This is a genomic window from Kitasatospora sp. NPDC101183 (genome assembly GCF_044767945.1).
In the GTDB taxonomy this organism is placed as follows: domain Bacteria; phylum Actinomycetota; class Actinomycetes; order Streptomycetales; family Streptomycetaceae; genus Kitasatospora.
Genome location: NZ_JBIWOW010000012.1, coordinates 1 through 25,126, shown reverse-complemented (window position 1 = coordinate 25,126; position 25,126 = coordinate 1). Strand labels below are relative to the sequence as shown.

Annotated in this window: 16 protein-coding genes and 1 pseudogene; 9 read left to right on the top strand and 8 right to left on the bottom strand. The window is 74.2% G+C overall.

Annotated features, from left to right (window positions below; translation table 11 throughout):
- Nucleotides 1-259: 259 nt before the first annotated feature.
- Nucleotides 260-1,501 (bottom strand): annotated as a pseudogene (locus tag ACIRRS_RS18060) (helix-turn-helix domain-containing protein); the annotation flags it as partial.
- A gap of 968 nt (nucleotides 1,502-2,469) precedes the next feature.
- Here ACIRRS_RS18060 and ACIRRS_RS18055 point away from each other — a divergent pair.
- Nucleotides 2,470-3,273 carry a GNAT family N-acetyltransferase gene (locus ACIRRS_RS18055; protein ID WP_402971685.1) on the top strand — a complete coding sequence of 268 codons (804 nt, stop codon included), beginning with the start codon at nucleotides 2,470-2,472 and terminating at the stop codon, nucleotides 3,271-3,273.
- A gap of 39 nt (nucleotides 3,274-3,312) precedes the next feature.
- Here ACIRRS_RS18055 and ACIRRS_RS18050 read toward each other — a convergent pair whose 3' ends face one another.
- Nucleotides 3,313-4,545, bottom strand: coding sequence for an HAD family hydrolase (locus ACIRRS_RS18050; protein WP_402971683.1), 1,233 nt, complete (start codon nucleotides 4,543-4,545; stop codon nucleotides 3,313-3,315).
- 834 nt (nucleotides 4,546-5,379) lie between these two features.
- Here ACIRRS_RS18050 and ACIRRS_RS18045 point away from each other — a divergent pair.
- The gene (locus ACIRRS_RS18045; protein WP_402971681.1) at nucleotides 5,380-5,832 is read left to right on the top strand and encodes a universal stress protein; all 453 of its coding nucleotides are present in this window, start codon (nucleotides 5,380-5,382) and stop codon (nucleotides 5,830-5,832) included.
- A 46-nt stretch (nucleotides 5,833-5,878) separates the two neighbouring features.
- Here ACIRRS_RS18045 and ACIRRS_RS18040 read toward each other — a convergent pair whose 3' ends face one another.
- The 4 genes from ACIRRS_RS18040 to ACIRRS_RS18025 form a co-directional block, all read right to left on the bottom strand.
- Nucleotides 5,879-7,069 carry an acyl-CoA dehydrogenase family protein gene (locus tag ACIRRS_RS18040; protein WP_402971679.1) on the bottom strand — a complete coding sequence of 397 codons (1,191 nt, stop codon included), beginning with the start codon at nucleotides 7,067-7,069 and terminating at the stop codon, nucleotides 5,879-5,881.
- A 117-nt stretch (nucleotides 7,070-7,186) separates the two neighbouring features.
- A complete protein-coding gene (locus tag ACIRRS_RS18035) occupies nucleotides 7,187-8,185 on the bottom strand; it encodes a hydroxymethylglutaryl-CoA lyase (RefSeq protein WP_402971677.1) in 999 nt (332 codons plus the stop codon).
- Nucleotides 8,182-10,503 (bottom strand): biotin carboxylase N-terminal domain-containing protein, encoded by a 2,322-nt coding sequence (locus ACIRRS_RS18030; RefSeq protein ID WP_402971676.1) that lies wholly within the window; start codon nucleotides 10,501-10,503, stop codon nucleotides 8,182-8,184. Before ACIRRS_RS18030 ends, ACIRRS_RS18035 begins: the two co-directional genes overlap by 4 nt.
- Before the next feature lie 94 nt (nucleotides 10,504-10,597).
- Nucleotides 10,598-12,280 (bottom strand): carboxyl transferase domain-containing protein, encoded by a 1,683-nt coding sequence (locus ACIRRS_RS18025; RefSeq protein WP_402971674.1) that lies wholly within the window; start codon nucleotides 12,278-12,280, stop codon nucleotides 10,598-10,600.
- A gap of 131 nt (nucleotides 12,281-12,411) precedes the next feature.
- Here ACIRRS_RS18025 and ACIRRS_RS18020 point away from each other — a divergent pair, with 131 nt between their 5' ends.
- Both ACIRRS_RS18020 and ACIRRS_RS18015 read left to right on the top strand, forming a co-directional pair.
- Nucleotides 12,412-13,146, top strand: a complete 735-nt coding sequence (locus tag ACIRRS_RS18020; RefSeq protein ID WP_402971672.1) for a TetR/AcrR family transcriptional regulator — start codon at nucleotides 12,412-12,414, stop codon at nucleotides 13,144-13,146.
- Nucleotides 13,147-13,408: 262 nt separating this feature from the next.
- Complete coding sequence (locus ACIRRS_RS18015; protein ID WP_402971670.1) at nucleotides 13,409-17,425, top strand: ABC transporter transmembrane domain-containing protein; 4,017 nt, start codon at nucleotides 13,409-13,411, stop codon at nucleotides 17,423-17,425.
- Nucleotides 17,426-17,517: 92 nt separating this feature from the next.
- Here the strand turns inward: ACIRRS_RS18015 and ACIRRS_RS18010 are convergent, their stop codons facing one another.
- A complete protein-coding gene (locus ACIRRS_RS18010; RefSeq protein WP_402971668.1) occupies nucleotides 17,518-18,444 on the bottom strand; it encodes an ATP-grasp domain-containing protein in 927 nt (308 codons plus the stop codon).
- A gap of 112 nt (nucleotides 18,445-18,556) precedes the next feature.
- Between ACIRRS_RS18010 and ACIRRS_RS18005 the strand changes: the two genes are divergently transcribed.
- Entirely contained in the window at nucleotides 18,557-19,081 is a 525-nt protein-coding gene (locus ACIRRS_RS18005) for an NUDIX hydrolase (RefSeq protein WP_402971666.1), read from the top strand.
- A 10-nt stretch (nucleotides 19,082-19,091) separates the two neighbouring features.
- Here ACIRRS_RS18005 and ACIRRS_RS18000 read toward each other — a convergent pair whose 3' ends face one another.
- Nucleotides 19,092-19,892, bottom strand: coding sequence for a hypothetical protein (locus ACIRRS_RS18000; RefSeq protein ID WP_402971664.1), 801 nt, complete (start codon nucleotides 19,890-19,892; stop codon nucleotides 19,092-19,094).
- A gap of 406 nt (nucleotides 19,893-20,298) precedes the next feature.
- On the opposite strand from ACIRRS_RS18000, the gene ACIRRS_RS17995 reads away from it, so the two are divergent.
- From ACIRRS_RS17995 to ACIRRS_RS17980, 4 genes are all read left to right on the top strand, one after another.
- Nucleotides 20,299-21,762 (top strand): APC family permease, encoded by a 1,464-nt coding sequence (locus ACIRRS_RS17995; protein ID WP_402971662.1) that lies wholly within the window; start codon nucleotides 20,299-20,301, stop codon nucleotides 21,760-21,762.
- A 188-nt stretch (nucleotides 21,763-21,950) separates the two neighbouring features.
- On the top strand, nucleotides 21,951-23,021 hold the full coding sequence (trpS, locus tag ACIRRS_RS17990; RefSeq protein WP_402971660.1) for a tryptophan--tRNA ligase: 1,071 nt from the start codon (nucleotides 21,951-21,953) through the stop codon (nucleotides 23,019-23,021).
- 179 nt (nucleotides 23,022-23,200) lie between these two features.
- Nucleotides 23,201-24,166, top strand: coding sequence for an LD-carboxypeptidase (locus ACIRRS_RS17985; protein WP_402971658.1), 966 nt, complete (start codon nucleotides 23,201-23,203; stop codon nucleotides 24,164-24,166).
- A 9-nt stretch (nucleotides 24,167-24,175) separates the two neighbouring features.
- Nucleotides 24,176-24,850: a nucleoside/nucleotide kinase family protein gene (locus tag ACIRRS_RS17980; protein ID WP_402971656.1), complete on the top strand. Its 675-nt coding sequence runs from the start codon at nucleotides 24,176-24,178 to the stop codon at nucleotides 24,848-24,850.
- The last annotated feature ends 276 nt before the right edge of the window (nucleotides 24,851-25,126 follow it).

Genomic DNA, 25,126 nt, shown 5'->3' with positions numbered 1-25,126 from the left:
GGTCGTCCGGGGACCGGTCGACCGCGCCGCGGTGCCCCTGCCCCTGGCCGCGGGCGCCCGGCTGCGGGTGCCCGTCCTCGGCCGCCGCGTGCTCGGCGGTGCGCGACGGACGGCCGGTGCCCGGCCCCGCCTGCTGCGGGACCAGCGGCGACCGCGCCGCGCCGCGCCCCGCACCCTGCTGCCCGGGGTGCGGTTGCTGCGCGGCCTGCTGGTGCGGGTACGGCTGGCCCGCCCGCGCGGGGAAGGCCTGGGCGGCGGCCGGCGTCCCGGCCTGCCCCGGAGCGTAGGGGGCGCCCTGCCCCGGGCCGGCCGGTGCGGCCGCGCCGGGCCCGCCCGCGCCCGGCGCGGCCGGGAACGGGTACGCCGGCACCTGCGCGGTCCCGGCGGGCACGGGCCCGCCGAACAGCGGCCCGCCCGCCGCGCCGGCACCCGCCGGGTGCGGCAGGCCTCCGGGCGTCCGCAGGTCGCCGAGCTGCGCACCGACCGGCGCGGCCGACTGCTGCCCGGGCCGCCGGGCCCGGTAGGTCGTCCGGTACGCGGCCGGGGAGACGCCGAGCTGGCGGCGGAAGTGCCCGCGCAGCGCCACCGGCGAGCGGAAGCCGCACCGGCGGGCGACGTCGTCCACCGACAGCTCCGAGGTCTCCAGCAGCCGCTGCGCCTGCAGCACCCGCTGGGTGATCAGCCACTGCAGCGGCGCGCTGCCGGTGAGCGTGCGGAACCGCCGGTCGAAGGTGCGCCGGCTCATGTAGGCGCGGGCCGCCAGCACCTCGACGTCGAACTGCTGGTTGAGGTTCTCCAGCGCCCAGGTGACCACTTCGGCCAGCGGGTCGTTGCCGATCTCCTCCGGTAAAGACTGATCGATGTACTGGGCCTGGCCTCCGCCCCCGCGACGGCTCGGCACCACCAGGCGGCGGGCCAGCGCGTTGGCGGCCTCGGCGCCGTGGTCGGTGCGCACCACGTGCAGGCACAGGTCGATGCCGGCGGCCGTGCCGGCCGAGGTGAGCACGTCACCGTCGTCGACGAACAGCTCGCGCGGGTCGACGTGCACCCGGGGGTAGCGCTTGGCCAGCGTCGGCGCGTACATCCAGTGGGTGGTCGCCGGGCGGCCGTCGAGCAGGCCGGCGGCCGCCAGGACGAAGGCGCCGGTGCACAGGCCGATGATCCGGGCGCCCTCGTGGTGGGCCTTGCGCAGGGCGGTGATCGCCTCGACCGGCGGCGGTTGGGAGATCGAGCGCCAGGCCGGGACGACGATCGTGCCCGCCCGGGCGAGCGCCTCCAGGCCGTACGGGGCGGAGAGGGTCAGGCCGCCGGTGGTCGCGAGCGGGCCGTCCTCCCCGGCGCAGACCAGCAGGCGGTAGCGGGGCACCCCGGCGTCCTGGCGGTCGACGCCGAAGACGGAGAGCGGGATGGAGCTCTCGAAGATCGGGGCGCCGCCGAAGATCAGCACCGCGACGGTCTCCCGGCGGCGCCGGCCCGACAGCTTGCGGGGGGCTGCGGCCAGCGCGCCGGTGGCGCCGTTGACGCCGCCGGTGTGGCCGTTGGTGTAGGCGCCCGGATGCCCGTTCGGGTGGCTGTTCGGATGGCCGCCCGCGTGGGCCGGCCCGAGGGCGAGGCCGCCGGGTGAACCTCCGGGGACGCCGTTCTGGCCGGGAGCGGTTCCCGGGTGGCTCGGGTACGGAGCGACCTGCCCGCCGCCGAAGTGGCCGGAATGGCTCGGGTGGTCGCCCTGCTGAGCCAGGGTCGGGTTGACGAACCCGCGGCTGACGGGTTGTCCGACATAGCCGGACTGGCCAATCCCCTGGGGCTGCTGCGCACCGTACGGAACCGGCCCGCCGGGCTCGGTCGCGGACCCACCGGCGGACGGCGGCACGGCCGGGTGGGCGAGGTGCGACGACCCTCCCGAGGGGCCCGAGGGGCCGGTGGTGCCGGAGTTGCGGGTGGTGGCGCCGATGGGGGTGGTGCCGGTGCTTCTCGCGGTCCGACCCGCGATGCCGGCCGTCGCCTGGCCGCTGTCAGGACCCGCGTCGCTCCTGCTCACCCTGCTCAAGGCGCTCAAGCCCCCTCGGTGGTGTGGTGTGGGTGGTGCGGCACTGCTCGCCAAGATCGAAATCTATCGGGTGGACCATCACCGTTGTGACAAGTTCACCATCCGACGCTATGTCGACATGGCAATTTGGCGTGATGCATTCGATCACGAAGCGTGGCACCCGTCGACCCTTCTGGGAAGAGGGCCGGGGCAAGGGTGGCTGGTTGTCGCGGGGCGGTTACCGGGGCTCCCGGCCTCCGTGCACCCGGCCGGCGGGTCTGGGCTGCGGATATGTCCAAGCGGGAGGCGCCCGTACGAAATTGACCGAAAATCGGCGGTGCACAGGAGGGCGCACGCGCGCGGACCATGCGCCTCCCAGGCTTCATCCGGCCAGGGCCTGGGCGGCCCGACCCGGTGCACGGCGGGCGGGTTACGGTCCTGCCGTGAACATCGACAGCCGGCTCGAACAGGCCAACGACAACGCCGCCGCCTTCTGGCTCGCCCAGGCCCGGGCGCACGACTGGCGGGCCGAGACGGGATCGGGCTGGACGGCGGCCCGCTGCGCGCGCAACCCGGAGGACGCGCACCGCGTCGTCGTGACCCGCTCCTACGCCGAACCCCGCGCGGTGGAGCAGGAGTTGGCCGAGCTGTTCACCGCCTGGTCGACCGTTCGCTTCACCGTCGAAGACCCGTACGGCCGCCTCGACCTGAGCCGGCTCGGGGGCGCCCGGATGCCGCTCATGCCCGTGATGGCCCGCGAACCGGGCCCGCTCGACCACGGCGGCGGGCGGCCGCGGACCTGGGAGAAGGGCCACGGCGACGGTTCCCTGACGGTCGGTGAGGCGCTGGTCGGCGACGAGTTCGCGCTGGTCGAGCGGGTGGTGGTGGACGGCTTCCCGCTGCCCGCCCGGCAGCCCTGGGTCCGGGGGGTCGCCCTGCCCGAGGCGCTGCTGCGCCGACCCGGGCTCCGCGCCTGGCTCGGCCGCGTCGACGGCGCCCCGGCCGGCGCCTGCCTCACCTACGACGACGGGCGGGCCACCGGCGTGTACTGGGTCGCCACCCTGCCCGACCGCCGGGGCCGCGGCGTGGCCCGGGCCGTGCTGGAGACGGCGCTGACCCACGCCCACCCGAACCGCCCGGCCACCCTCGTCGCCACCTCGCTCGGCGAACCGCTCTACCGCAAGCTCGGCTTCACCGCCCTGGCCGACACCTGCTGGTGGACGGGCAGTACGGGCACGGAGGGCTGACCGCCCGTCGGCCGCCCCGCCGGCCGCGTGCCTGCCGCCCTACTGCGCGGCCGCGCTCGGAGCGGCGGCGAACACCGTCAGTGCGGGCTGTACGGGCTGTACGGGCTCACCGCCCCGCACCCGCAGGGGAGTTGGCCGCGCCACCGGGGCGGCTCCGTCCGCTTCCGGTGCGGCCTGGGTGGCCTGGGTGGCCTGGATGGCGTGGGTGGCCGGTACGGCGTCACCGCTTCGCGTGAGCAGGGGAGTCGGGCGCCTCCCTGGGCCCGTCGCGGTGGCCTTCACGTGCACTGATCCGGCCGTCGCTCCGGTCTCCGTCCCGGTCTCCGGCCCGACCTCCATCCCGACGGTCACGACAGCCCGTTGGAGGCCGTCCGCGAGCAGGGCAAACCCGCCGGAGCGGTTTCGGACACCCGACCCCGCCCCCGGGGAGGGGGCGCCGGCCGCCGCGGCGTTCGCGGCAACGGGCGCATCCGGACCGCCGAGGGCGGGCACGGCCAGGTGCGCGCCGAGCCGCGCGCCGACGAGCGCCGTCGCGCGCACCGCCCCGGTCGCGGCGGCCCGCCGCCGGACCGGCCTGCCCACCCGCAGGCCCGGGCGGGGCGAGGGCGCGGAACGGGCGGCGAGCACCTGGCCGACGGCCTCCGGCAGGCCGGCCGCCTTCAGCGTCGGCCGGTAGCCGACCTCCGACCACGGCCGGCCGTGGTGCAGCCAGACGCTGCGCAGCCCGGCGAGTTCGGCGCCGGCGATGTCGGCGGGCGCGTGGTCCCCGACCATCCAGGTGTGCGCGGCCCAGTCCCCGGTGGGCGCGACGCCGCACCGCTGGGCGGCGATCTCGAAGATCAGCGGGTCCGGCTTGACGCAGTCGGCCTCCTCGGAGATGACCCAGCCGTCGACCATCGGCCCCAGCCCTGTCCGCCGGATCTTCTCCAACTGCGCCTCGGTGCCCCCGTTGCTGACGATCCCCAGCGTCCAGCCGGCCGCCCGCGCCGTCCGCAGCGCCTCCAGGTTCCGGGCGGGGCAGTGGATGTGCGCGTTGATGCCACGCCGGAAGTGCGCGTGCAGGAAGTCGACGGAGGCGTCCAGACCGTAGCGGCGGCGGACGGCGGACAGTACGGTGCTGCGCGGCACGTAGCCGCCGCCGTCGAGGGTGACGAACCAGTCGAGGTCGCCGGGCGGGAGGTCGTGTTCGGACAGGAAGTCCTGCGCCCAGGCCCGGAATGCGGCGTCCCGGGGGAGCAGCGTGTTGTCGAGGTCGAACAGCAGCAGGGGCATGCCGAGCATGGTGCCAGCGCCCGCGCCTATGCATCTGGCAAATGCCAGAGAGCGTCGCGAAGGCGTACGAAGTGGCTGAAACGGGCCCGGCGGCGGGCGGGAGGCCGGGGGTGTGACGGTGCTCCCGGGGCTGGTGGGGCCCGGGTGGCGTCACGGTTCGCGACCGGTCGCAACGGATCGTCGCCGATCCATGACAGTCCGGTCACGGTGTCGCGGGGGCCTGTTGCGCCCGTCCGTCCGCTCCGTCAAGCTCCAGGGAACCTCCTTTCCGGAGGGGGCGCGATCGCCTGCGGGCAGGGCGCACCACCGCGGCGGGCGCATCCCCCTTTCGCGGGAACAACCTCGGTTCGGGGCCTGGTCGGTGGGCCGCGCCCCGAGGCCGTCGTACTCTGAAAGGAACAGGTCACATACGGTGCTGCGCGGTGCGGACCGACGTCATCCCGGAGGCGGGCCTGTTGCCCGGGCAGCGTTGTCCTCTCCTGTCGGCCCCTCTCCATCGAAGAGCCGTGAGCCATGGCTGGTTTTGAGCCCTCCCGACCGGTTGACCCGGAGGCGCCCCGCAGTGCGTCCGCAGGAGCTGCGGCGACCGGGCGGGACGGCGGCGCCGACGCACGCGCGGGCCGCGCGCAGGCCGGCCCCTCGGCGCTGGTCCGCGCGCTGCGCGGCATGGTCCGCCGTGACCGCCCCGGCCCCCGCCAGCGGCGTGGCGGGCACCCGACCGGCCCCGGTGGCCCAGCCGGCCCGGCGGAGCCCCCGGTGACGGGCGGCCGCCTGGGCCCGGGAGCCGAGCGCCCGGGGCCCGGCCTGCCCGGAGGCGCGCCTGTGGAGCCCACGATGCAGGAGTCCGTGGCGAGCCCGCCGGACCCGGTGTTCCAGCACGGCGTGGTGGTCGGTTTCGACGGCTCGCTGTCGAGCGAGCGCGCCCTCGCCTACGCGGTCGGCATGGCGCGTCGTTCGCAGTGCGGCCTGGTGATCGTGCACGTCGCCAATCGCCTGCCCGCCACGGTGTGGGCCGGCTGTGAACCTCCTGTCTTCGTGGACCTCCCCGACCACCGGACCGAGGTCCTGGGCCTGGAGCTCGCGTGTGCGGACTTCCTCTCTGGGCTGCCGTGGATCCTGATCGAGCGCGGCGGCGACATCTGCCACGAGATCGAGGAGGTCGGCCGCGAGTACGCCGCCGACGCGATCGTCGTCGGCACGACGCACGGCCTGCTCGGCAAGCTCTTCGGCTCGGTCTCCGGGCGGCTGGCGCGGCGGGCCAACCGCCCGGTGATCGTGATCCCCTGACGGACCGTCCGACCCGAGTCCTGATGCGACTCCCCCGGGGGAGTGCTCAGTACTTGATGCCCAACTCCCGGGCGATGAGCATGCGTTGCACCTCGGACGTACCCTCCCCGATCTCCAGGATCTTGCAGTCACGCCAGAACCGGGCGACGGGGAACTCGTTCATGAAGCCGTACCCGCCGTGGATCTGGGTCGCCTCGCGGGCGTTGTCGACGGCGGCCTCGGACGAGTACAGCTTCGCGATCGCGGCCTCCTTCTTGAACGGTTCGTTGTGCAGCAGCCGGGAAGCGGCGTCCCGCCAGGCCAGGCGGGACATGTGGGCGCGCAGCTCCATGTCGGCGAGCTTGAACTGGATGGCCTGGTTGGCACCGATCGGGCGGCCGAAGGCCCGGCGGGTGCCGGCGTACTTGACGGACTCGTCCACGCATCCCTGGGCCAGGCCGGTGGCCAGGGCGGCGATCGCGATGCGCCCCTCGTCGAGGATGCGCAGGAACTGGGCGTAGCCGCGGCCACGCTCGCCCAGCAGGTTGGCCGCGGGGACGCGGCAGTCGACAAAGGACAGTTCGCGGGTGTCGGAGGCGTTCCACCCGACCTTCGAGTACTTCTTCGAGACCGTGAAGCCAGGGGTCCCGGTGGGCACGATGATGGAGGAGATCTCCCGCACGGGCGAGCGGAATTCGCCCTCTTCACTCGAACGAGCGATTGGTTCGGTGAGCGCGGTGACGGTGACCAGCCCGGTGATGTCGGTGCCGGAGTTGGTGATGAAGCACTTGGTGCCGTTGATGACCCACTCGTCGGTGGCCTCGTCGTACCGGGCGGTGGTGCGGGTGGCGCCGGCGTCGGAGCCGCCCTCGGGCTCGGTCAGGCCGAAGGCGCCGAGGAGTTCGCCCGAGGTGAGCCGGGGCAGCCACTCGCGCTTCTGCTCCTCGGTGCCGAAGCGGTGGATGGGCATCGCGCCGAGCGAGACGGCGGCCTCCAGGGTGATCGCCACCGAGGAGTCCACGCGGGCGAGTTCCTCCAGGACGAGGCCGAGCGCGAGGTAGTCGCCGCCCATGCCGCCGTACTCCTCCGGGAACGGCAGGCCGAACAGGCCCATCCGCCCCATCTCGCGGATGATCTCGTACGGGAACTCCTCCCGCTCGTAGAACTCCCCGATCTTGGGCGCCACCACGTCCTGGGCGAACTCGGCGACGGTGCGCCGCAGTTCCTCGTACTCGCTGCTGAGCCGGTGGTCGAGCATCTGATCCTCCTGGTGCCCGGCCGGTTGGGCCGTGGGCTGGATGGGACGGCCGGCGTCCGTCTGACGGTGTGACGGTCGCACGGTGTGATCGAAGGACTGATCGGTGGCCGGGGCGGGTCAGCCCCGGGCTGCGCCGAGCAGTGCCTGGACGGTGCGGGACGGGCTGGGGCGGCCGAGTCGCTCGGCCATCCAGCCACTGGTGGCGACCAGCGCGCGCAGGTCGACGCCGGTCCGGATGCCGAGGCCGTGCAGCATCCACACCAGGTCCTCGGTGGCCAGGTTGCCGGTCGCGCTCTTCGCGTACGGGCAGCCGCCGAGGCCTCCCGCCGAGGCGTCCACCGTGGTGACGCCCTCGCGCAGCGCCGCCAGGGTGTTGCTGAGCGCCTGGCCGTAGGTGTCGTGGAAGTGCACGGCCAGCCGCTCGACCGGCACGCCGGCCCGGGTGAACCCGGCGAGCAGGGCGGTGACCTGGCCGGGCGTGGCCACGCCGATGGTGTCGCCGAGGCTCAGCTCCGCGCAGCCCAGCTCCAGCAGCCGCACGCCGTACCGGACCACCTGTTCGACCGGGACGGGGCCCTCCCACGGGTCGCCGAAGCACATCGAGAGGTAGCCGCGGACGGCCACCCCGGCCTCGGCGGCCCGGGCGACGACCGGGCGGAACATCTCCATGGCCTCGTCCGCCGAGCGGTTGAGGTTGCGGCGGGCGAAGGTCTCGGTGGCGCTGGCGAACACCGCGATGTCGGCGGTGCGGTGGGCGAGCGCCCGGTCCAGCCCGCGCTCGTTGGGCACCAGCACCGGCAGCCGCAGCCCGGGGTGGCGCCCCGGCAGGTCGGCGAGCAGCGGGACGAGTTCCTCGGCGTCGGCCAACTGGGGCACCCACTTGGGGTGGACGAAGCTGGTGGCCTCGACGGTGCGCAGCCCGGCGGCCGCGAGCCGGGCGATGAACTCCGCCTTGACCTCGACGGGGACGAGGGACTTCTCGTTCTGCAGGCCGTCGCGCGGGCCGACCTCGTGGATGCGGACCTCCTCCGGCAGGCCGGGGGCGCGGACGGGATCGGGCAGGCCCAGGTCGAGGGCGTCCGGCTCGCGGGTGCCCGCCTCGGTCCCGGCGCTCACGACCGCACCTCCGCGGCCTCGGCGGTCCCGGCGGCCTCGACGGTCTCCTCGGCCGGAGTGACCACGACGAGCAGGTCCTCCATCGCGACGGTGGCGCCGGCGGCGACGCGGAGCTCGGAGACCACGCCGTCGTGCGGCGCGGCGATCACGTGTTCCATCTTCATGGCCTCCAGCACGAGCAGGGGCTGACCCCTGCGGACGGCCTCGCCCGCGACGGTCTTGACGACGGTGACGGTGCCGGGCATCGGCGCGGTGAGGGCGCCGTGGTGGGCGGCGGCGGAGGCGGCGCCCTCGCCGACCGGGTCGAAGGGGTGCAGCGGCCAGGCGTCCCCGTCGAGTCCGATCCAGGTCACCGCGCCCGAGGCGGAGCCCTGTTCGGTGTCGACGGCCAGGACGAAGGTGGTCCGGAGGCCGTCGACGGTCAGGTGCAGCCGGTCCCCGCCCCGGGCGGCGCGGGCGCGGTGGACGGGCCCGGAGCCGAGCCGCAGCTCCACCTCCTGGGCCGGGCCGGCCGGATTGTCAGTGGCATGGGCTACGTTGCCCGCAGTGATCGAACGGACGCTCACGGTGACCGGGTCCTGGCCGGGGGCCCGGAGGCGGTGGGTGGTCCAGGCGGGAGTGCCGCCCAGGCGCCAGCCGGAGGGAAGGGAGAAGGGATCGGTCCAGCCGCCGGTGTCGGCGGTCGGGGTGAGGTCGAGGTGCCGCGTGAGCGCGGCCGCGTAGTGGAGGAGGTGTGCGGGTGACGGTGGTTCCGTCGTGGCGGCCGAGGTGCCGTCCGCCTGCCCGGTGTTCGTGGTGCTCGTCGAGTCGGTCGCGTCTGTCGTGCTCGTCGTGCTCGCCGTGTCCACCGCGTTCGCGTTCGCCGGGGAGTACGGCGAGGCGAGCAGGTCCGGCTGCTGCTGGGCCGTCCGTTCCACCAGGCCGGTGTCCAGTCGGCCGGCGACGACGTCCGGGTGGGCGAGCAGTCGCCGCAGGAAGCCGGTGTTGGTCGTGACGCCCAGGAGGCGGGTGTCGGCCAGCGCCGCGCGCAGTCGGCGCAGCGCGGTCGGGCGGTCGGGCCCGTACGCGATGACCTTGGCGAGCATGGGGTCGTAGGCGCTGGTGACGACGGTTCCGGGGGCGACCCCGGAGTCGACGCGCACGCCCTCGCCCCCGGGCAGGTCCAGGGCGATGATCCGGCCGCCGGTGGGCAGGAAGTCCCGTTCCGGGTCCTCGGCGCAGATGCGGGCCTCGATGGCGTGGCCCAGGAAGGAGACGTCCGACTGGGAGAAGGTGAGCGGTTCGCCCGCGGCGACGCGCAGTTGCCACTCGACGAGGTCGAGTCGCGCCGCGTCCTCGCCGACGGCGACGGCGAGTTCGGTGACGGGGTGTTCCACCTGGAGGCGGGTGTTCATCTCCATGAAGAAGAAGTCCCGCACCCCCTCCTCGGAGGCGGAGGTGGTGGCGGGGGAGTCCGGGTCGATGCCGGGGACGATGAACTCCACGGTGCCGGCCCCGGTGTAGCCGCAGGACTCCGCGGCGCGGACGGCCGCGGCGCCCATCGCGGCGCGGGTCTCGGCATTGAGGAGAACGGAGGGAGCCTCTTCGATCAGTTTCTGGTGGCGGCGCTGCAGGCTGCACTCGCGCTCGCCGAGGTGGACGGTGGTGCCGTGGGCGTCGGCCAGCACCTGCACCTCGATGTGGCGCGGCCGGTCGACCCAGCGCTCCAGGAGCAGGGTGTCGTCGCCGAAGGCGGTCCTGGCGACGCGGCGGGCGGCGGCGATCTCGGTGGGCAGGTCGGCGCGGTCCCGCACCAGGCGCATGCCCTTGCCGCCTCCGCCGGCGGAGGGCTTGAGGAGGACGGGGTAGCCGATCTCGTCGGCGGCGGCGACGAGTTGCTCGTCGGTGGGCGCGGTGGCCTGGCTGCCGGGCACCACCGGGACGCCGGCGGCCCGTACGGCCTCCTTGGCGTTGATCTTGTCACCCATCAACTCGACGGCACCGGGAGGTGGTCCGATGAAGACGAGGCCCGCGTCGGCGCAGGCGCGGGCGAAGCCGGGGTTCTCGGCGAGGAAGCCGTAGCCGGGGTGGACGGCCTGGGCGCCCGTGCGCCGGGCCGCGGCGAGGATCTGGTCGGTGCGCAGGTAGGTCTCGGCGGCCGAGCTGTCGCTGCGGTCGGCCGGGCCGAGTCGGACGGCCACGTCCGCCTCGCGCACGTGCGGGGCGTCGGCGTCCGCGTCGCTGAACACGGCGACCGAGCGGACCCCGAGGCGCCGCAGGGTGCGGATGACCCGCAGGGCGATCTCGCCGCGGTTGGCGACCAGAACTGTGTCGAACATGGGAGGCGATCCTCCGGGTCGAGGGGAGCCGTACGAAGGAGGTGGGCGATGGGCGGTGGTGGCGCCGGCGAACGCGGTCGCCGGCGCCGGAGGGTCACATCCGGAAGACGCCGTACGGTGCCGGCGGTGCCAGCGGGGCGTTGGCGCAGGCGGTGAGGGCGAGGCCGACCGCGGTGCGGGTGTCCATCGGGTCGATCACGCCGTCGTCCCAGAGCCGGGCCGTGGCGTAGTAGGCGTTGCCCTGGCGCTCGTACTGCTCGCGGACGGGGCGCTTGAACTCCTCCTCCGCCTCGGCCGGCCACTGCTCGCCGTGCGCCTCCAACTGGTCGCGGCGGACGGTGGCGAGGACGGAGGCGGCCTGCTCGCCGCCCATCACGGAGATCTTGGCGCCCGGCCACATCCACAGGAAGCGGGGTGAGTAGGCCCGACCGCACATCGAGTAGTTGCCGGCTCCGTACGAGCCGCCGATCACCACCGTCAGCTTCGGGACGCGGGTGCAGGCGACGGCGTTGACCATCTTGGCGCCGTGCTTGGCGATGCCGCCCGCCTCGTACTGCCGGCCGACCATGAACCCGGTGATGTTCTGCAGGAAGAGGAGGGGGATGCCGCGCTGGTCGCACAATTCGATGAAGTGGGCGCCCTTGAGGGCCGATTCGGAGAACAGCACCCCGTTGTTGGCGACGATGCCGACCGGGTGGCCGTGGATCCGGGCGAAGCCGGTGACCAGGGTCGCGCCGTACTCGGCCTTGAACTCGGCGAACCGGCTGCCGTCGACGATCCGGGCGATGACCTCGCGCACGTCGTAGGGCGTGCGCGGGTCGACCGGCACGGCCCCGTACAGGCCGGCCGGGTCCACCGCCGGGGCCTCGACCGGGGTGAGCGGCCACGGCCTGGCCGCGCGCGGGCCGAGCCCGGCCACGATGGTCCGCACGATGGACAGGGCGTGGGCGTCGTCCTCGGCCAGGTGGTCCGTCACGCCGGAGGTGCGGGAGTGCAGGTCGCCTCCGCCCAGCTCCTCGGCGGTGACGACCTCCCCGGTGGCGGCCTTCACCAGCGGCGGCCCGCCCAGGAAGATCGTGCCCTGGTTGCGGACGATCACGGCCTGGTCGCTCATCGCCGGGACGTACGCGCCGCCCGCCGTGCAGGAGCCGAGCACGGCGGCGATCTGCGGGATGCCCGCAGCCGAGAGCCGGGCCTGGTTGTAGAAGATCCGGCCGAAGTGGTCGCGGTCGGGGAAGACCTCGTCCTGCATCGGCAGGAAGGCGCCGCCCGAGTCCACCAGGTAGACGCAGGGGAGGCGGTTCTCCAGCGCGACCTCCTGGGCGCGCAGGTGCTTCTTCACCGTCATCGGGTAGTACGTGCCGCCCTTGACGGTGGCGTCGTTGGCGACCACCACCACCTCGCGTCCGGCGACCCGGCCGATGCCGGCGATGACTCCGGCGGCCGGCGCCGCGCCGTCGTACATGCCGTCGGCGGCCAGCGGGGCCAGCTCCAGGAAGGGCGAGGCCGGGTCGAGCAGGGTGTCCACCCTGTCGCGGGGGAGGAGCTTGCCGCGTGCGATGTGCCGGGCGCGGGCCTTGGCGCCGCCGCCGAGGGCCGCCGCGTCGAGCTTCGCCCGCAGCTCGGCGACCAGCGCCCGGTGCGCCTCGGCGTTGGCCCGGTAGGCGGCGGAGCCCGGGTCGGCGGAGGTGGCGAGCCGGGGTGCCGGAGCGGCGGCGCCCCCGGTCGTCGGGCCGGACTGGACGCCGGTCGGCGCGCCGGCGGTGGAGATGACCATTCCCAAGAGCTCCCTTGCCCTCGGCACCAGGTGGGCGGCCGGGTACGGTGCGCCCGTGATCCCTACGTTAATGAACGTTAACTTGCTCGCCCAGGTTAACGGCCGATAACCCCACTGTCTACGATGGTCGGATGTCGAACGTCCCAGCAGCCTCCCCACTCCCGCGCCGCGACCAGATCCGCCGCGAGGCCGCCCGGCTGTTCGCGGCCCGGGGCTTCCTCGGCGTGGGCGTGGACGAGATCGGCAAGGCCGTCGGCATCAGCGGCCCGGGGCTCTACCGCCACTTCGCCGGAAAGGACGCGATGCTCGCCGACCTCCTGGTCGGCATCAGCGAGCGCCTGCTGGAGGAGGGGCGCCGCCGCGCGGGCGGCGGCGACGGCCCGGCGGCGGCCCTGGACGCGCTCATCGGCGGCCACGTCGAGTTCGCCCTCGACGACCGCGACCTGATCACCCTGCACGACCGCGAACTGCTGAACCTCAAGGACGAGGACCGCCGCACCGTCCGCCGCCTCCAGCGCGGCTACGTCGAGCTGTGGGTGGACGTGGTCCGCCAGGCGTACCCGCCGCTGGCCGCCCCCGAGGCCGAGCCGGTGGCCCGGGCGACCGTCCACGCCGTCTTCGGCCTGATCAACTCCACCCCGCACAGCCTCGGCTCGAACCCGGGCCACGGCGAGCGCACCGGCCTCCAGCGCGACGGCATGGCCGCCCTGCTGCGCACCCTCACCCTGGGCGCCTTCGCCGCCGCCGCAGGCTCGACGGACTCGACCGACTCGACCGACTCGACCGACTCGACGGACCCGGCGGCCGCAGCCCCGACCGCAGCGGTTCCGACCGCCGCAGCCCCGATCACCGAGCCCGACTCCTGACCCCCCGGCCCGAGCCGCGCCCGAGTCCGCACCCCCACCCTCGGCCCTAGGCCCAACGACCGGTGCCCGTCCGACCCCGGCCGCTGGGCGCCCGGCGGGCCTTCGGCGACCCTGGAGGGAGGAGGCGGACAGGTCGGCCGAACCGGGGTTCGAACGGGAATCACGGCAGGCCGCAGGCTGTTGGCCACTCCGCTGGACCCGGCGCTCGCCCGGCTGAAAACGCCGTGGCGGCCACCCGACGAAATGGTTAGCATCCCTAAATATGCCCGAGACTCACGGATCTACGGTGGAGCAATCCCAGCAATCCCCGAGCGGCACTCCGGCCCGGACACCCGGCCCGGCCCCCACCGGCGCCGCACCCCCGCAGGCCCCCGCCGCCGAGGGCCCGCCCGCTGACGCCCGCCCGGCCGAGGCCCCGCAGACCGCCGCCCCCGCCGCCCCCACCACCGATGCCCCGCCGGCCACCGCCGGCTGGCTGCGTCGCCTGCTCGGCTACAGCTGGCGCTCCCGCCGCAGCCTGCTGCTCGCCTTCGGCGCCTCGCTGCTCGGCATGGCCGTCACCTCACTCGTGCCGCTGGTCACCAAGCTGATCATCGACGACGTGATCACCGCCCACAGCCGCCCCCTGGCCCCGTGGGCGCTGGTGCTGCTGCTCGCGGCGGCCGTGGTCTTCGGCTGCACCCAGGTCCGCCGCTACTACGGCGGCCAGCTGGCCCTGGACGTCCAGCACGATATGCGCGCCGACCTCTTCCGGTCGATCGGTCGCCTCGACGGCCACCGCCAGGACCGCCTGGACACCGGCCAGGTCGTCGGCCGCGCCACCTCCGACCTCCAGCTGATCAACGGCCTGCTGTCGATGGTGCCGATGATGACCGGCTACCTGCTGATGTTCGCCATGTCGCTGGCCGTCATGCTCTGGCTCTCCCCGCCGCTGACCCTGGTCGCCCTGGTGATGGGCCCCGCGCTCTGGTGGGTCTCCGTCCTGAGCCGCAAGCGCCTGTTCCCCGCGACCTGGGCCGCCCAGCAGGAGGCGGCCGCCGTCGCGGGCGTGGTGGACGGCGCGATAGGCGGCGTCCGCGTGGTGAAGGGCTTCGGCCAGGAGGCGCAGGAGCAGGACAAGCTGGAGTCGGCCTCCCGGCACCTCTTCTCCGCCCGGCTCCGCTCGATCCGCCTCAACGCCCGCTACAACCCGGCGATGCAGGCGATCCCGGCGCTGGCCCAGGTCGCGGTGCTGTTCTTCGGCGGCTGGCTGGCCGTCGACGGCCAGGTCACGCTCGGAACCTTCGTCGCCTTCTCCACCTACGTCGCGCAGATGACCGGCCCGGTCCGGATGCTGACGATGGTCATCACGGTCGGCCAGCAGGCCCGGGCGGGCGTCGAGCGCGTCCTGGAGCTGATCGACGAGCGCCCGCTCGTCCAGGAGCGCCCCGACGCGCTCACCCTCGATCTCGGAGGAGCAGAGGCCGGCGAAGGGACCGGGGAGGAGGCCGGCACCGTCGGCCCCCGCACCCCCGGCGTCGCCCTGGAGTTCGACCAGGTCGAGTTCCGCTACGACCCCGAGCACCCCGACCCCGTCCTGCACGGCCTCAACCTCACGCTGGCCCCCGGCGAGACCCTCGCCCTGGTCGGCGCCTCCGGCTCCGGCAAGTCGACGGTCGCCCACCTGGTGCCCCGCTTCTACGACCCGGCGGCCGGCGCCGTCCGCCTCTACGGCCACGACCTGCGCGACCTCACCCTGGACTCCGTCCGCGCGGCGATCGGCATCGTCCCCGAGGAGAGCTTCCTGTTCTCGGAGTCGGTCAGCACCAACATCGCGTACGGCCGCCCGGACGCCACCGAGGAGCAGATCCTCGCCGCCGCCCGCGCCGCCCAGGCCGACGAGTTCATCCGCGCCCTGCCCGACGGCTACGACACCAAGGTCGGCGAGCAGGGCCTGACCCTCTCCGGCGGCCAGCGCCAGCGCATCGCCCTGGCCCGGGCGATCCTCACCGACCCCCGCATCCTGCTGCTGGACGACGCCACCTCGGCCGTGGACCCGCAGATCGAGGCCGAGATCCACGACGCCCTGCGCTCCGTGATGACCGGCCGCACCACCCTGCTGATCGCCCACCGCCGCTCGACCCTCCAACTCGCCGACCGCATCGCCGTCCTGGACCACGGCCGGCTGCTGGACATCGGGACCCACGAGGAACTCGACGCCCGATGTCCCCGCTACCGGGCCCTGATCACCGACCCCGAAGCCGGCCGCACCCCGGCGCAGGACCCCGCGACGGCATCCGCGACGGCCGTCGAACCGGCCGCCCCGCAGCAGGCCGAGCAGCAAACCGAGCAGCAAACCGAGCAGGACCACGACCAGCGGGCCGCCACCCCCGCGCCGGCCGTCCCCCACCTCCCCACCCCGGCCCTGACCAAGGCCGCCCGCACCGCCGACCCCGACCTGCTGGCCAAGGTCGCCGCCCTCCCGCCCGCCGCCGACACCCCCGACGTCCCCCGCGCCGAGGCCGAGGCCGGCGACCCGGACTTCACCCTCCGCCGCCTGCTGCGCCCCTTCCGGCGCCCGCTCGCCCTCGCCTTCCTCCTCGTCGCCCTGGACGCCGCCGCCGCCCTGGTCCTGCCGGTGCTGATCCGCAGCGGCATCGACGAGGGCGTCAGCAAGACCCTGATGTCGGGCGTCGTGGTGGCCTCCCTCATCGCCCTCGCCGTCGTCCTGCTGGACTGGCTGGTGCAGGGCGCCGAGAACCGGGTCAGCGGACGCACCGGCGAGCGCGTGCTCTACTCGCTCCGGCTCAAGATCTTCGCCCACCTCAACCGCCTCGGCCTGGACTACTACGAGCGCGAGCTGACCGGCCGGATCATGACCCGGATGACCACCGACCTGGACTCGCTGACCTCCTTCCTCCAGACCGGCCTGGTCACCTTCGTCGTCAGCCTGCTGACCTTCGCCGGCATCTTCGCCGCCCTGCTGATCATCGACGCGGGCCTGGCCCTGGTGGTCTTCGCGGTGCTGCCGCTGCTGGTGATCGCGACCCTGGTGTTCCGCCGCAAGTCCAAGGAGCAGTACGAGCTCTCGCGCGACCTCATCAGCACGGTCAACGCCGACCTCCAGGAGAACGTGGCCGGCATGCGGATCGTCCAGGCCTTCCGCCGCCTGGACACCAACACCGACCGCTTCGTCGCCCGGGGCATGGCCTACCGCGACGCCCGCGTCCGCGCGCAGCTCTACATCTCGCTCTACTTCCCGTTCGTCCAGTTCCTCTCCAGCGTGGCCGCCGCGCTGGTGCTGATCGTGGGCGCCTCCCGGGTGGACGACGGGACGCTGACGGTCGGCGCGCTGGTCGCGTACCTGCTGTACATCGACCTGTTCTTCGCCCCCGTCAACCAGCTCTCCCAGGTCTTCGACGGCTACCAGCAGGCCTCCGTCGGCCTCGGCCGCATCAGGGAGCTGCTGCGCACCCCGACCAGCACCGCCGCGGCGGCCGACCCGGTGGCGGTCACCGGGCGGCTGCGCGGCGAGATCTCCTTCGAGGGCGTCGGCTTCGCCTACAACGGCGGGGCGGACGGCGCCCCGGACGTGCTGACGGACGTGAACCTGCACGTCCCCGCCGGTCAGACGGTGGCCCTGGTCGGCGAGACCGGCGCGGGCAAGTCGACGCTGGTCAAGCTGGTCGCCCGGTTCTACGACGCGACGTCCGGCACCGTCCGGGTCGACGGGGTCGACCTCACCCGCTACGACCTCGCGCAGTACCGCCACCGCCTCGGCGTGGTGCCGCAGGAGGCGTACCTGTTCGCGGGCACCGTCCGCGAGGCCATCGCGTACGGTCGCCCCTCCGCCTCGCCCGCCGAGGTGGAGGCGGCGGCCCGGGCGGTCGGCGCGCACGAGATGATCCTGCGGCTGCAGGACGGCTACGACCACGAGGTGACGGGCCGCGGGCGGAACCTCTCCGCCGGTCAGCGCCAGCTGATCGCGCTGGCCCGGGCCGAACTCGTCGACCCGGACGTCCTGTTGCTCGACGAGGCCACCGCGGCGCTGGACCTGGCCACCGAGGCGGCGGTCAACCGGGCCGCGGACCGGCTCAGCGGCGGGCGGACCACCCTGGTCATCGCCCACCGCCTGACCACGGCCGAACGCGCGGACCGGGTGGTCGTGCTGGACCACGGCCGGGTGGTCGAGGACGGCACCCACACCGAACTGCTCGCCCTGGGCGGGGCGTACGCCCGGCTCTGGCAGGCCTTCGTCGCGGAGGGCCACCCGGAGCCCGAGCCGGTCGCGGCCGGCTAGCGCTCGACGACGGCGGCCGTCCGGCGCTCGACGACGGCGGACGGCCGACCGGGTGGGCGAACCCCGGTCGGCCGTCCGTGCGTTCGGAGCCCTCAGGCGGCGATCAGCGAGGTCAGCAGCCCGGAGGCGTCGATCCCGCGCGGCAGGTCGCTCACCTGCCCGTCCCCGACCTCGACCACCCGCCAGCCGGAGCCGTCCGCCAGCCGGGCCAGGTCGGTGGTCACGAACCGGCAGCCGAGCGTGCGCACCAGTGAGGAGACGCCCGCGAGCTGCGGCTCGACGACCTGGTGCGGCGCGTCCGGGTGCGGCCCGACCAGGATCGGCCGCCCGTCCAGCCACCACACCCGCGCCTCCACCGCCCGCTTCTCGACCTCCCCGCCGTTCACCGCCGCGCGGTCGAACTCCTCGAAGCGCCGCAGCACCACCCCGCCGGCCAGGAACTCGCCCTGCAGTTCGACGAACCGCCCCACCACCCGGCCGACCGCCGCCAGGTCCGCCAACTCCGGGACGTAGCAGGCCTCGTGCCACTCGTGCTTGCGCGACTTCACGTAGTCCTTGACGATCGCCGGCCCGCTCCCGCCCAGCCGCGCCACCGCCGCCTCCAGCTCCCGCGGCCCGGGCGCCGCCGCGCCGTCGCCGTCGTTCCCGGACGGGATCCAGGCGCTCGGCGGCGTCGCCCCCTCGAACACCCCGTACCAGCCCGGCAGTTCGTGCGCCGCCGCGTACCCGGCGGGGCTGGTCAGCAGGTTGCCGCCGCGCGCGGCCAGCGCGCCGGCGAAGCCCGCGTACCGGGCCGAGGGCAGCATCCACCCCCGGTACCAGAGCGGGCCGACGCCCTCCGGCACCCGCCGCACGGCCCCCCGGGCGTCATCGGCGTCCCCGGTGAGCAGCGCGTCGTGGTCGACCAGGTGGTGCACCCCGCCCAGGTCCCTCAGCAGCCGGGCCTCCCAGGCGAAGTGGGGATCGGGCCGGCGCGGGTTGAGCGGATCGGCGGGGAAGAGGATCGCGGGTGAAGGCATGGCGGTCAGGGTACGGCTCCGGGGCGTGCGCGAGGCCGTGCGCGCGCCCAGGAGTGCGTCGCCGCAACCGAATCCGCTCGACGGGCCGACACCCCGGTGCCAGAGTGGCCCGATGCGAAATCTGCTGCGTCCGCGCCGACGCGTCCCCCGGCAGGCCGCCCGCACGGTGGTGCTGGACGGGAACGGCTCGGTCTTCCTGCTCCGCTCGGACAACGACGAGGTCGGCGTCCACTGGACGATGCCGGGCGGCGGCCTGGAGGCGGGGGAGACCCCGAGGGACGGCGCCCGCCGCGAGCTGTGGGAGGAGACCGGCTGGACGGACCTCGAACCCGGCCCGCTGCTCTGCACCTGGGAGCACGACTTCACCTGGCACGGCACGCCGGTGCGCCAGCACGAGCACGTCTACCTCACCACCGGCCCGCACCGCGGCCCGGTCGGCGACGTCAGCGCCGTGCACGCCGTCGACCGCATCCTCGACTGGCGCTGGTGGACGGAGGCCGAACTCGCCGACGACAGGGCGGACGCCCTCTGGCCGCCCCGGCTCCCGGAGCTGCTGGCGCCCGTCCGCACGGGCTGGGCCGTCGACGGGCGCGCACCGACGCCCGTCGACCTCGGCTACGTCCCCAACGGCCGTTGACGGACGGCGCTCACACCCGCCCGCCGCGCCGCGCCCGTACGGGCGGGACGCACTCCCAGCCGTGCAGCTCCAACTCCCGGTCGTGCAGCGCCGCCGGGTTCATCAGCGCCGTCAGCCGGGCGCCCGCCAGCTGCTCGAAGCCGAGCCCGGTGGCGGACAGCAGGTGCTCGGTCGGCACCGACACCGCGATCGCCGGCCGCCAGGTCGGCAGGACGATCAGGCTGGTGCCGCGCCCGATCCGCAGCGGCCGGGCCGGCACCCGGACGGGCGCCCGCTCCTCCGGGCGCCCCACGGCCTCGGCCGGGCCGCGCCCGCCGCCGATCAGCACGCCCAACTGCGCGTCGCCCTGCCCGGGGCCGGCTTCCGTCGCCCCGATCCCACCCGCAGCACCGGTCGCGTCCACCGGGCCGGGCACGGCCGTCTCCCGTTCGGCCGCCCCCTGCCCGGTCGGTGCGATCGCCGCCGGCGCCGTCGGAGGGTGCATCCTGCGCAGCCGCCGCGAGGGCGAGGGCCGCAACGCCACGAATCCGCGCGGCTGTTCGCGCACCGGACGCGGCGCCGGTATCAGGCCGCTCTCCGGGGCCGCCTGTGCGACGGCGCCCAGCACCTCCGCCACCTCCGCGTCCCACCGCCCGCGCGGCTGCGGCACCGAGTCGCGCAGCGGCGTCCCGTCGGCCGTCGTCGCGATCGAACAGCGTGCGGAGTGTGAAGCAGACGAGGAGGCCGACGGCGGAGGCTGCGGCGAGGAGGCGGCCCCGGAGGCCGGCTCACCGGGCGTGGACGGATCGGTCGTGGGACGGAACGAGGTCATCGGCGGGCCCTTCGGGGAACGGTGCGACGATCCTCCCGCACCGCGCCACCAGGGCCAAGCGCCGAACCCGGCCGCTTACCCGACTCTTGCCCGCCCCCTACGGCGCGTGTCGGTCCGACTGCCCAAGGTGTCCGGGTGACGCGTCGCCGTTCATGTTGAGGTCAAGACCGAGCAATGCCAAACCTTCCCCAAGTGCAAAAAATCACCAAGAGTTGGGCTATTCAACCTTTCGGGCCCGCACTAGAGTGCGCTGGTGTTTGATCAGCAGCTCTCAGAGCACACAAGCAGCGGTCGGGCAACGGCGCCCGCCGCTCCGCAGGGTGCCCCGGTCAGTGGCACCAGTGGTGGAGTCCCCGAACAGGGGACGGCTGGGGGAGCGGGGGACAAGGGTCTACGGGGCAACTCCGTGGGCCTGCTGAGCAGCGTGGTGCTGGGCGTCTCGACGGTCGCCCCGGTCTACTGCCTGACCGCGACGCTGGGCCCGACGGTCACCGCGGTCGGCGTGCAGATGCCCGCGGTCTTCCTGGCGGGATTCCTGCCGATGCTGCTCGTGGCGTTCGCGTACAAGGAGCTGAACAAGGACTTCCCGGACTGCGGGACCTCCTTCACCTGGGCGGTCCGCGCCTTCGGCCCGAGGGTCGGCTGGATGGCCGGCTGGGGCCTGACCGTCGCGACCATCATCGTGCTGTCCAACCTGGCCGGCGTGGCGACGGACTTCCTCTACCTGATGCTCGGTGAGATGACCGGCAGCGGCTGGGTCACCGAGCTCGACCAGAACAAGGCCGTCCACCTGCTCACCGTCGTCCTGCTGATCGCGGGCGCCACGGCGATGAGCTACCGGGGGATGACGGCCACCAAGTGGTTCCAGTACGGCCTGGTCGGCCTCCAGTTGGCCGTGCTGCTGCTGTTCTCGGGCATCGCCGTCGGCAAGGCCGTCGCGGGGGACCTGCCGGGCTCGATCGGCTTCTCCTTCTCCTGGCTCAACCCGTTGGAGGTCGGCTCCTTCAGCGCGTTCACCGCCGGTCTGTCGCTGTCGATCTTCATGTACTGGGGCTGGGACACCTGCCTCACCATGAACGAGGAGACCCTCGGCAGCGCCAAGACACCCGGCCGCGCCGCGATGATCTCCATGGTCACCCTGGTCGGCTCGTACCTGCTGGTCGCGATCGCCTCCCAGATGTTCGCGGGCGTCGGCACCACCGGCACCGGCCTGGGCAACCCGGCCACCGCCGACAACGTCTTCTCCGCGCTCGCCCGCCCGGTGCTCGGCTCGCCGTGGAGCATCCTGCTCTTCCTGGCCGTCGTCGCCAGCGCCGCCGCCAGCCTGCAGACCACCTTCATCCCGGTGGCCCGCACCCTGCTCGCGATGAGCGCCTACCGCGCCGTGCCGCCGCGCTTCGGCGCCGTCCACCCGCGCTTCCGCACCCCCGGCTACGCCACCGTGGCGGCCGGCATCGCGACCGCCGCCTTCTACGTCGGCATGAGCCTGATCAGCGAGAACGTCGTCCAGGACACCATCCTGGCGCTCGGTCTGATGATCTGCTTCTACTACGCCCTGACCGCCTTCGCCTGCGTCTGGTACTTCCGCCGCACGCTGCGCACCGGCCTGCGCGACCTCCTCCTCAAGGGCGTCGCCCCGCTGGTCGGCGGACTGCTGCTGAGCGCCGTCTTCCTCCAGACCCTCACCGACGCCTGGGCGCCCGACTACGGCAGCGGCTCCGTGTTCGGCATCGGCTCGGTCTTCGTCATCGGCGTCGGCATCCTGCTGCTCGGTGCGGCCCTGATGACCGCGTACGGCGTGATCCGGCCGGAGTTCTTCCGCGGCGAGACGCTGCGCAAGGACACTCCCGCCCTCGTCGTCGAGGACTGACGTACGATTGGCCGCATGAACCGCTTTTCAGACCTGTGCTGGTGGCCGTCCTAGGACGGCCACCCCACTCGCCTGACCACAGGGCCGTCCGGGATGGACGGCCCTGTCGCGTTTCCACCGCAGGACGGGCCCCTCGCCCCGGACGGCCGCACACCACCGCAGCCACCCGGCACCGAGGAGAAGACCCGATGAGCACTCAGACCGTCCGGACCGTCCAGACCGCCCCTGCTCCTGCCCCTGCCGCCTTCGCCGAACCCGAGGACCTCACCGCCGAGCGCGTCCTCACCGGGGACCGCCCCACCGGCCCGCTCCACCTCGGCCACTACTTCGGCACCCTGCACAACCGGGTCCGCCTCCAGGAGCGGGGCGTCGAGATGTTCGTCCTGGTCGCCGACTACCAGGTGATCACCGACCGCGACGTCGCCGACCGGCTCGCCGAGCACACCGAGAACCTCGTCCTCGACTACCTCGCCGCCGGCCTCGACCCCGAGCGGACCACGATCTTCGCCCACAGCGCCGTCCCCGCCCTCAACCAGCTGATGCTCCCCTTCCTCAGCCTGGTCAGCGTCGCCGAACTCAGCCGCAACCCCACCGTCAAGGACGAGATCGCCCACTCCCGCCAGTCCAGCGTCAGCGGACTGATGTTCACCTACCCCGTCCACCAGGCCGCCGACCTGCTCTCCTGCAAGGCCACCCTCGTCCCCGTCGGCCAGGACCAGGTGCCCCACCTCGAAGTCGCCCGCACCGTCGCCCGCCGCTTCAACGAGCGCTACCCGCACGCCGACGGCAGCGGCGTCTTCCCCGCCCCGAGGCCCCTGCTCTCCGAGGCCCCCATGCTGCTCGGCACCGACGGCGGAAAGATGAGCAAGAGCCGCGGCAACGCCATCTCCCTCGGCGCCGGTGAGGACGAGACCGCCCGCCTGATCCGCGGTGCCAGGACCGACGCCGACCGCCGCATCACCTACGACCCCGCCGGCCGCCCCGAGGTCTCCAGCCTCGTCCTGCTCACCGCGCTCTGCCAGGGCCGTGACCCCGAGGCCGTGGCCGAGGAGCTCGGCGACGGCGGCGCCGCCGCGCTCAAGCGCACCACCACCGAGGCCGTCAACGAGTTCCTCCGCCCGCTGCGCGCCCGCCGCGCCGAACTCGCCGCCGACCGGGCCCACCTGCGCCAGGTCCTGCGCGACGGCGCCGAGCGGGCCGGGGCCGTCGCCGACGCCACCCTCGCGGAGGTCCGGGAGGTGATGGGCGCGGTGATCTGAAGGGGCCCTGAGCGCATCGCCCACCGCATCGCGCACCGCACCACCCACCGGTCGGCACATCGGTCGGCGGGGGAGGGGGCATATCGTCACTGGGCGGCCCCGGCCCGATCGGGGCCGCCCGCACACCCGTAACCCCCCCGTCCGACACGCTCGAACTGCCCGAAAGGCGGACCGGCGCCATGGCCCAGCACCCGACCACCCCCGGCCAGGGGCTGACCAGGCCGCCCCGCCTGGGCCCCGGCGACCACGTCGTCGTCATCGCCCCCAGCGGCCCGATCGACCCCGACCGCCTCACCGCGGGCTGCGCGATCCTGCGCTCCTGGGGCCTGCGCGTCACCGTCGCCCCGCACGTCCTCGACACCCACCCCGACCTCGGCTACCTCGCCGGCACCGACGCCGACCGCGCCGGCGACCTCCAGAGCGCCTGGCTCGACCCCGACGTCGACGCCGTCATCTGCGCCCGCGGCGGCTACGGCGTCCACCGCATGGTCGACCTGCTCGACTGGACGGCCATGGCCGGTGCCGCCCCCAAGGCGTTCATCGGGTTCAGCGACGTCTCCTCCCTCCACGAGGCCTTCGCCCGGCACCTCGGCCTCGCCACCCTGTACGGGCCGATGGCCGCCGCCGGCTGCTTCGTCGGGGACGGCCCCACCGCCGACCACCTGCGCCGCACCCTCTTCGACCCGGCCGCCACCACCGCCCTCACCTCGCCCGCCGCCGAGGCCCTCGTCGGCGGCCGGGCCCACGGCGTCACCGCCGGCGGCTGCCTCCACGTCCTCGCCTCCGAACGCGGAACCCCCGCCGCCCGGCCCTCGTACGCCGGAAGCATCCTCGTCCTCGAGGACGTCAACGAGCACCCGTACCAACTCGACCGCCTGCTCACCCAGTTCCTGCGCTCCGGCGCCCTGGACGGCGTCGCCGGGATCGCCCTCGGCTCCTGGGAGGGCTGCGGACGGCCCGAGCGCGTCCGCGCGGTGATGCTCGACCGCCTCGGACCGCTCGGCATACCCGTGCTCTGGGAACTGGGCTTCGGCCACTGCCCGTCCACCCTCACCGTCCCGCTCGGCGTCCCCGCCCTGCTCGACGCCGACGCGGGCACGCTCACCCTCGACGTCCCGGCCCTCGCCCCGCGCCGGGAGATCTAGGGTGCGGCCATGAACGAGCCCCACCCCACCGCCCTCGCCCTCGGCCTCCTCCGCGGCCCGGGCAGCACCGCCCGCACGATCCTCGGACTCGCCGGCCCGCCCGGCGCCGGCAAGTCCACCCTCGCCCGCCGCCTCGTCGCCGAGGTCGACCGCGCCGAGGGCCCCGGCACCGCCGCCTACGTCCCGCTCGACGGCTTCCACCTCTCCTCCGCCCAGCTGGACCGCCTCGGCCTCACCCACCGCAAGGGCGCCCCCGCCACCTTCGACGCCCACGGCTACGTCGCCCTGCTGCACCGCATCGCCGCCGACCGCTTCCAGGACATCTACGTCCCCGACTTCGACCGCACCCTGGACGAACCGGTCGCCGCCCGCCACGTCGTCCACCCGTGGACCCGCCTCGTCATCATCGAGGGCAACTACCTCGCCTCCACCGACACCCCCTGGCCGGACGCGCGCCGCCTCCTGCGCGAGCTCTGGTACGTCCACGCCGACGACACCGTCCGCGAGGACCGCCTGCTGGCCCGCCACCGCGACGGCGGCCGCGACGAGGCCGCCGCCCGCCACTGGGTCACCGGCAACGATCACCCCAACGGCGAGTACGTGAAGGCCGGCCGCCCGCTCTGCACCCGGACCGTCTCCGGAACCGATTTGCCCGGAGCGCCGGAGAGGCGTAGTGTTCTCTAGTCGCTCGGCTGGGAGCACCGGACACGCATCTGCGCGGACGGTCCCGGGGCGGCCAATCCCTTGAAACACCCTTCCGGTTCGTGCCGGTCGTTTCGCTATTTCGCGTCTCGGCCTGGTGCTTATTCGGCGTGCTCGTTTTATCGGATTGCGGCCGGATTCGCTTTTCGGAGCGGGGATCGGTTAGAGTTTGAAACGTCGGACAGGGCGTCAAGCCCCGGAAGACACCAGCGAGTTGGATGACGAAGCCCCGGAAAACGGAGCGGAAAACATCTGGTA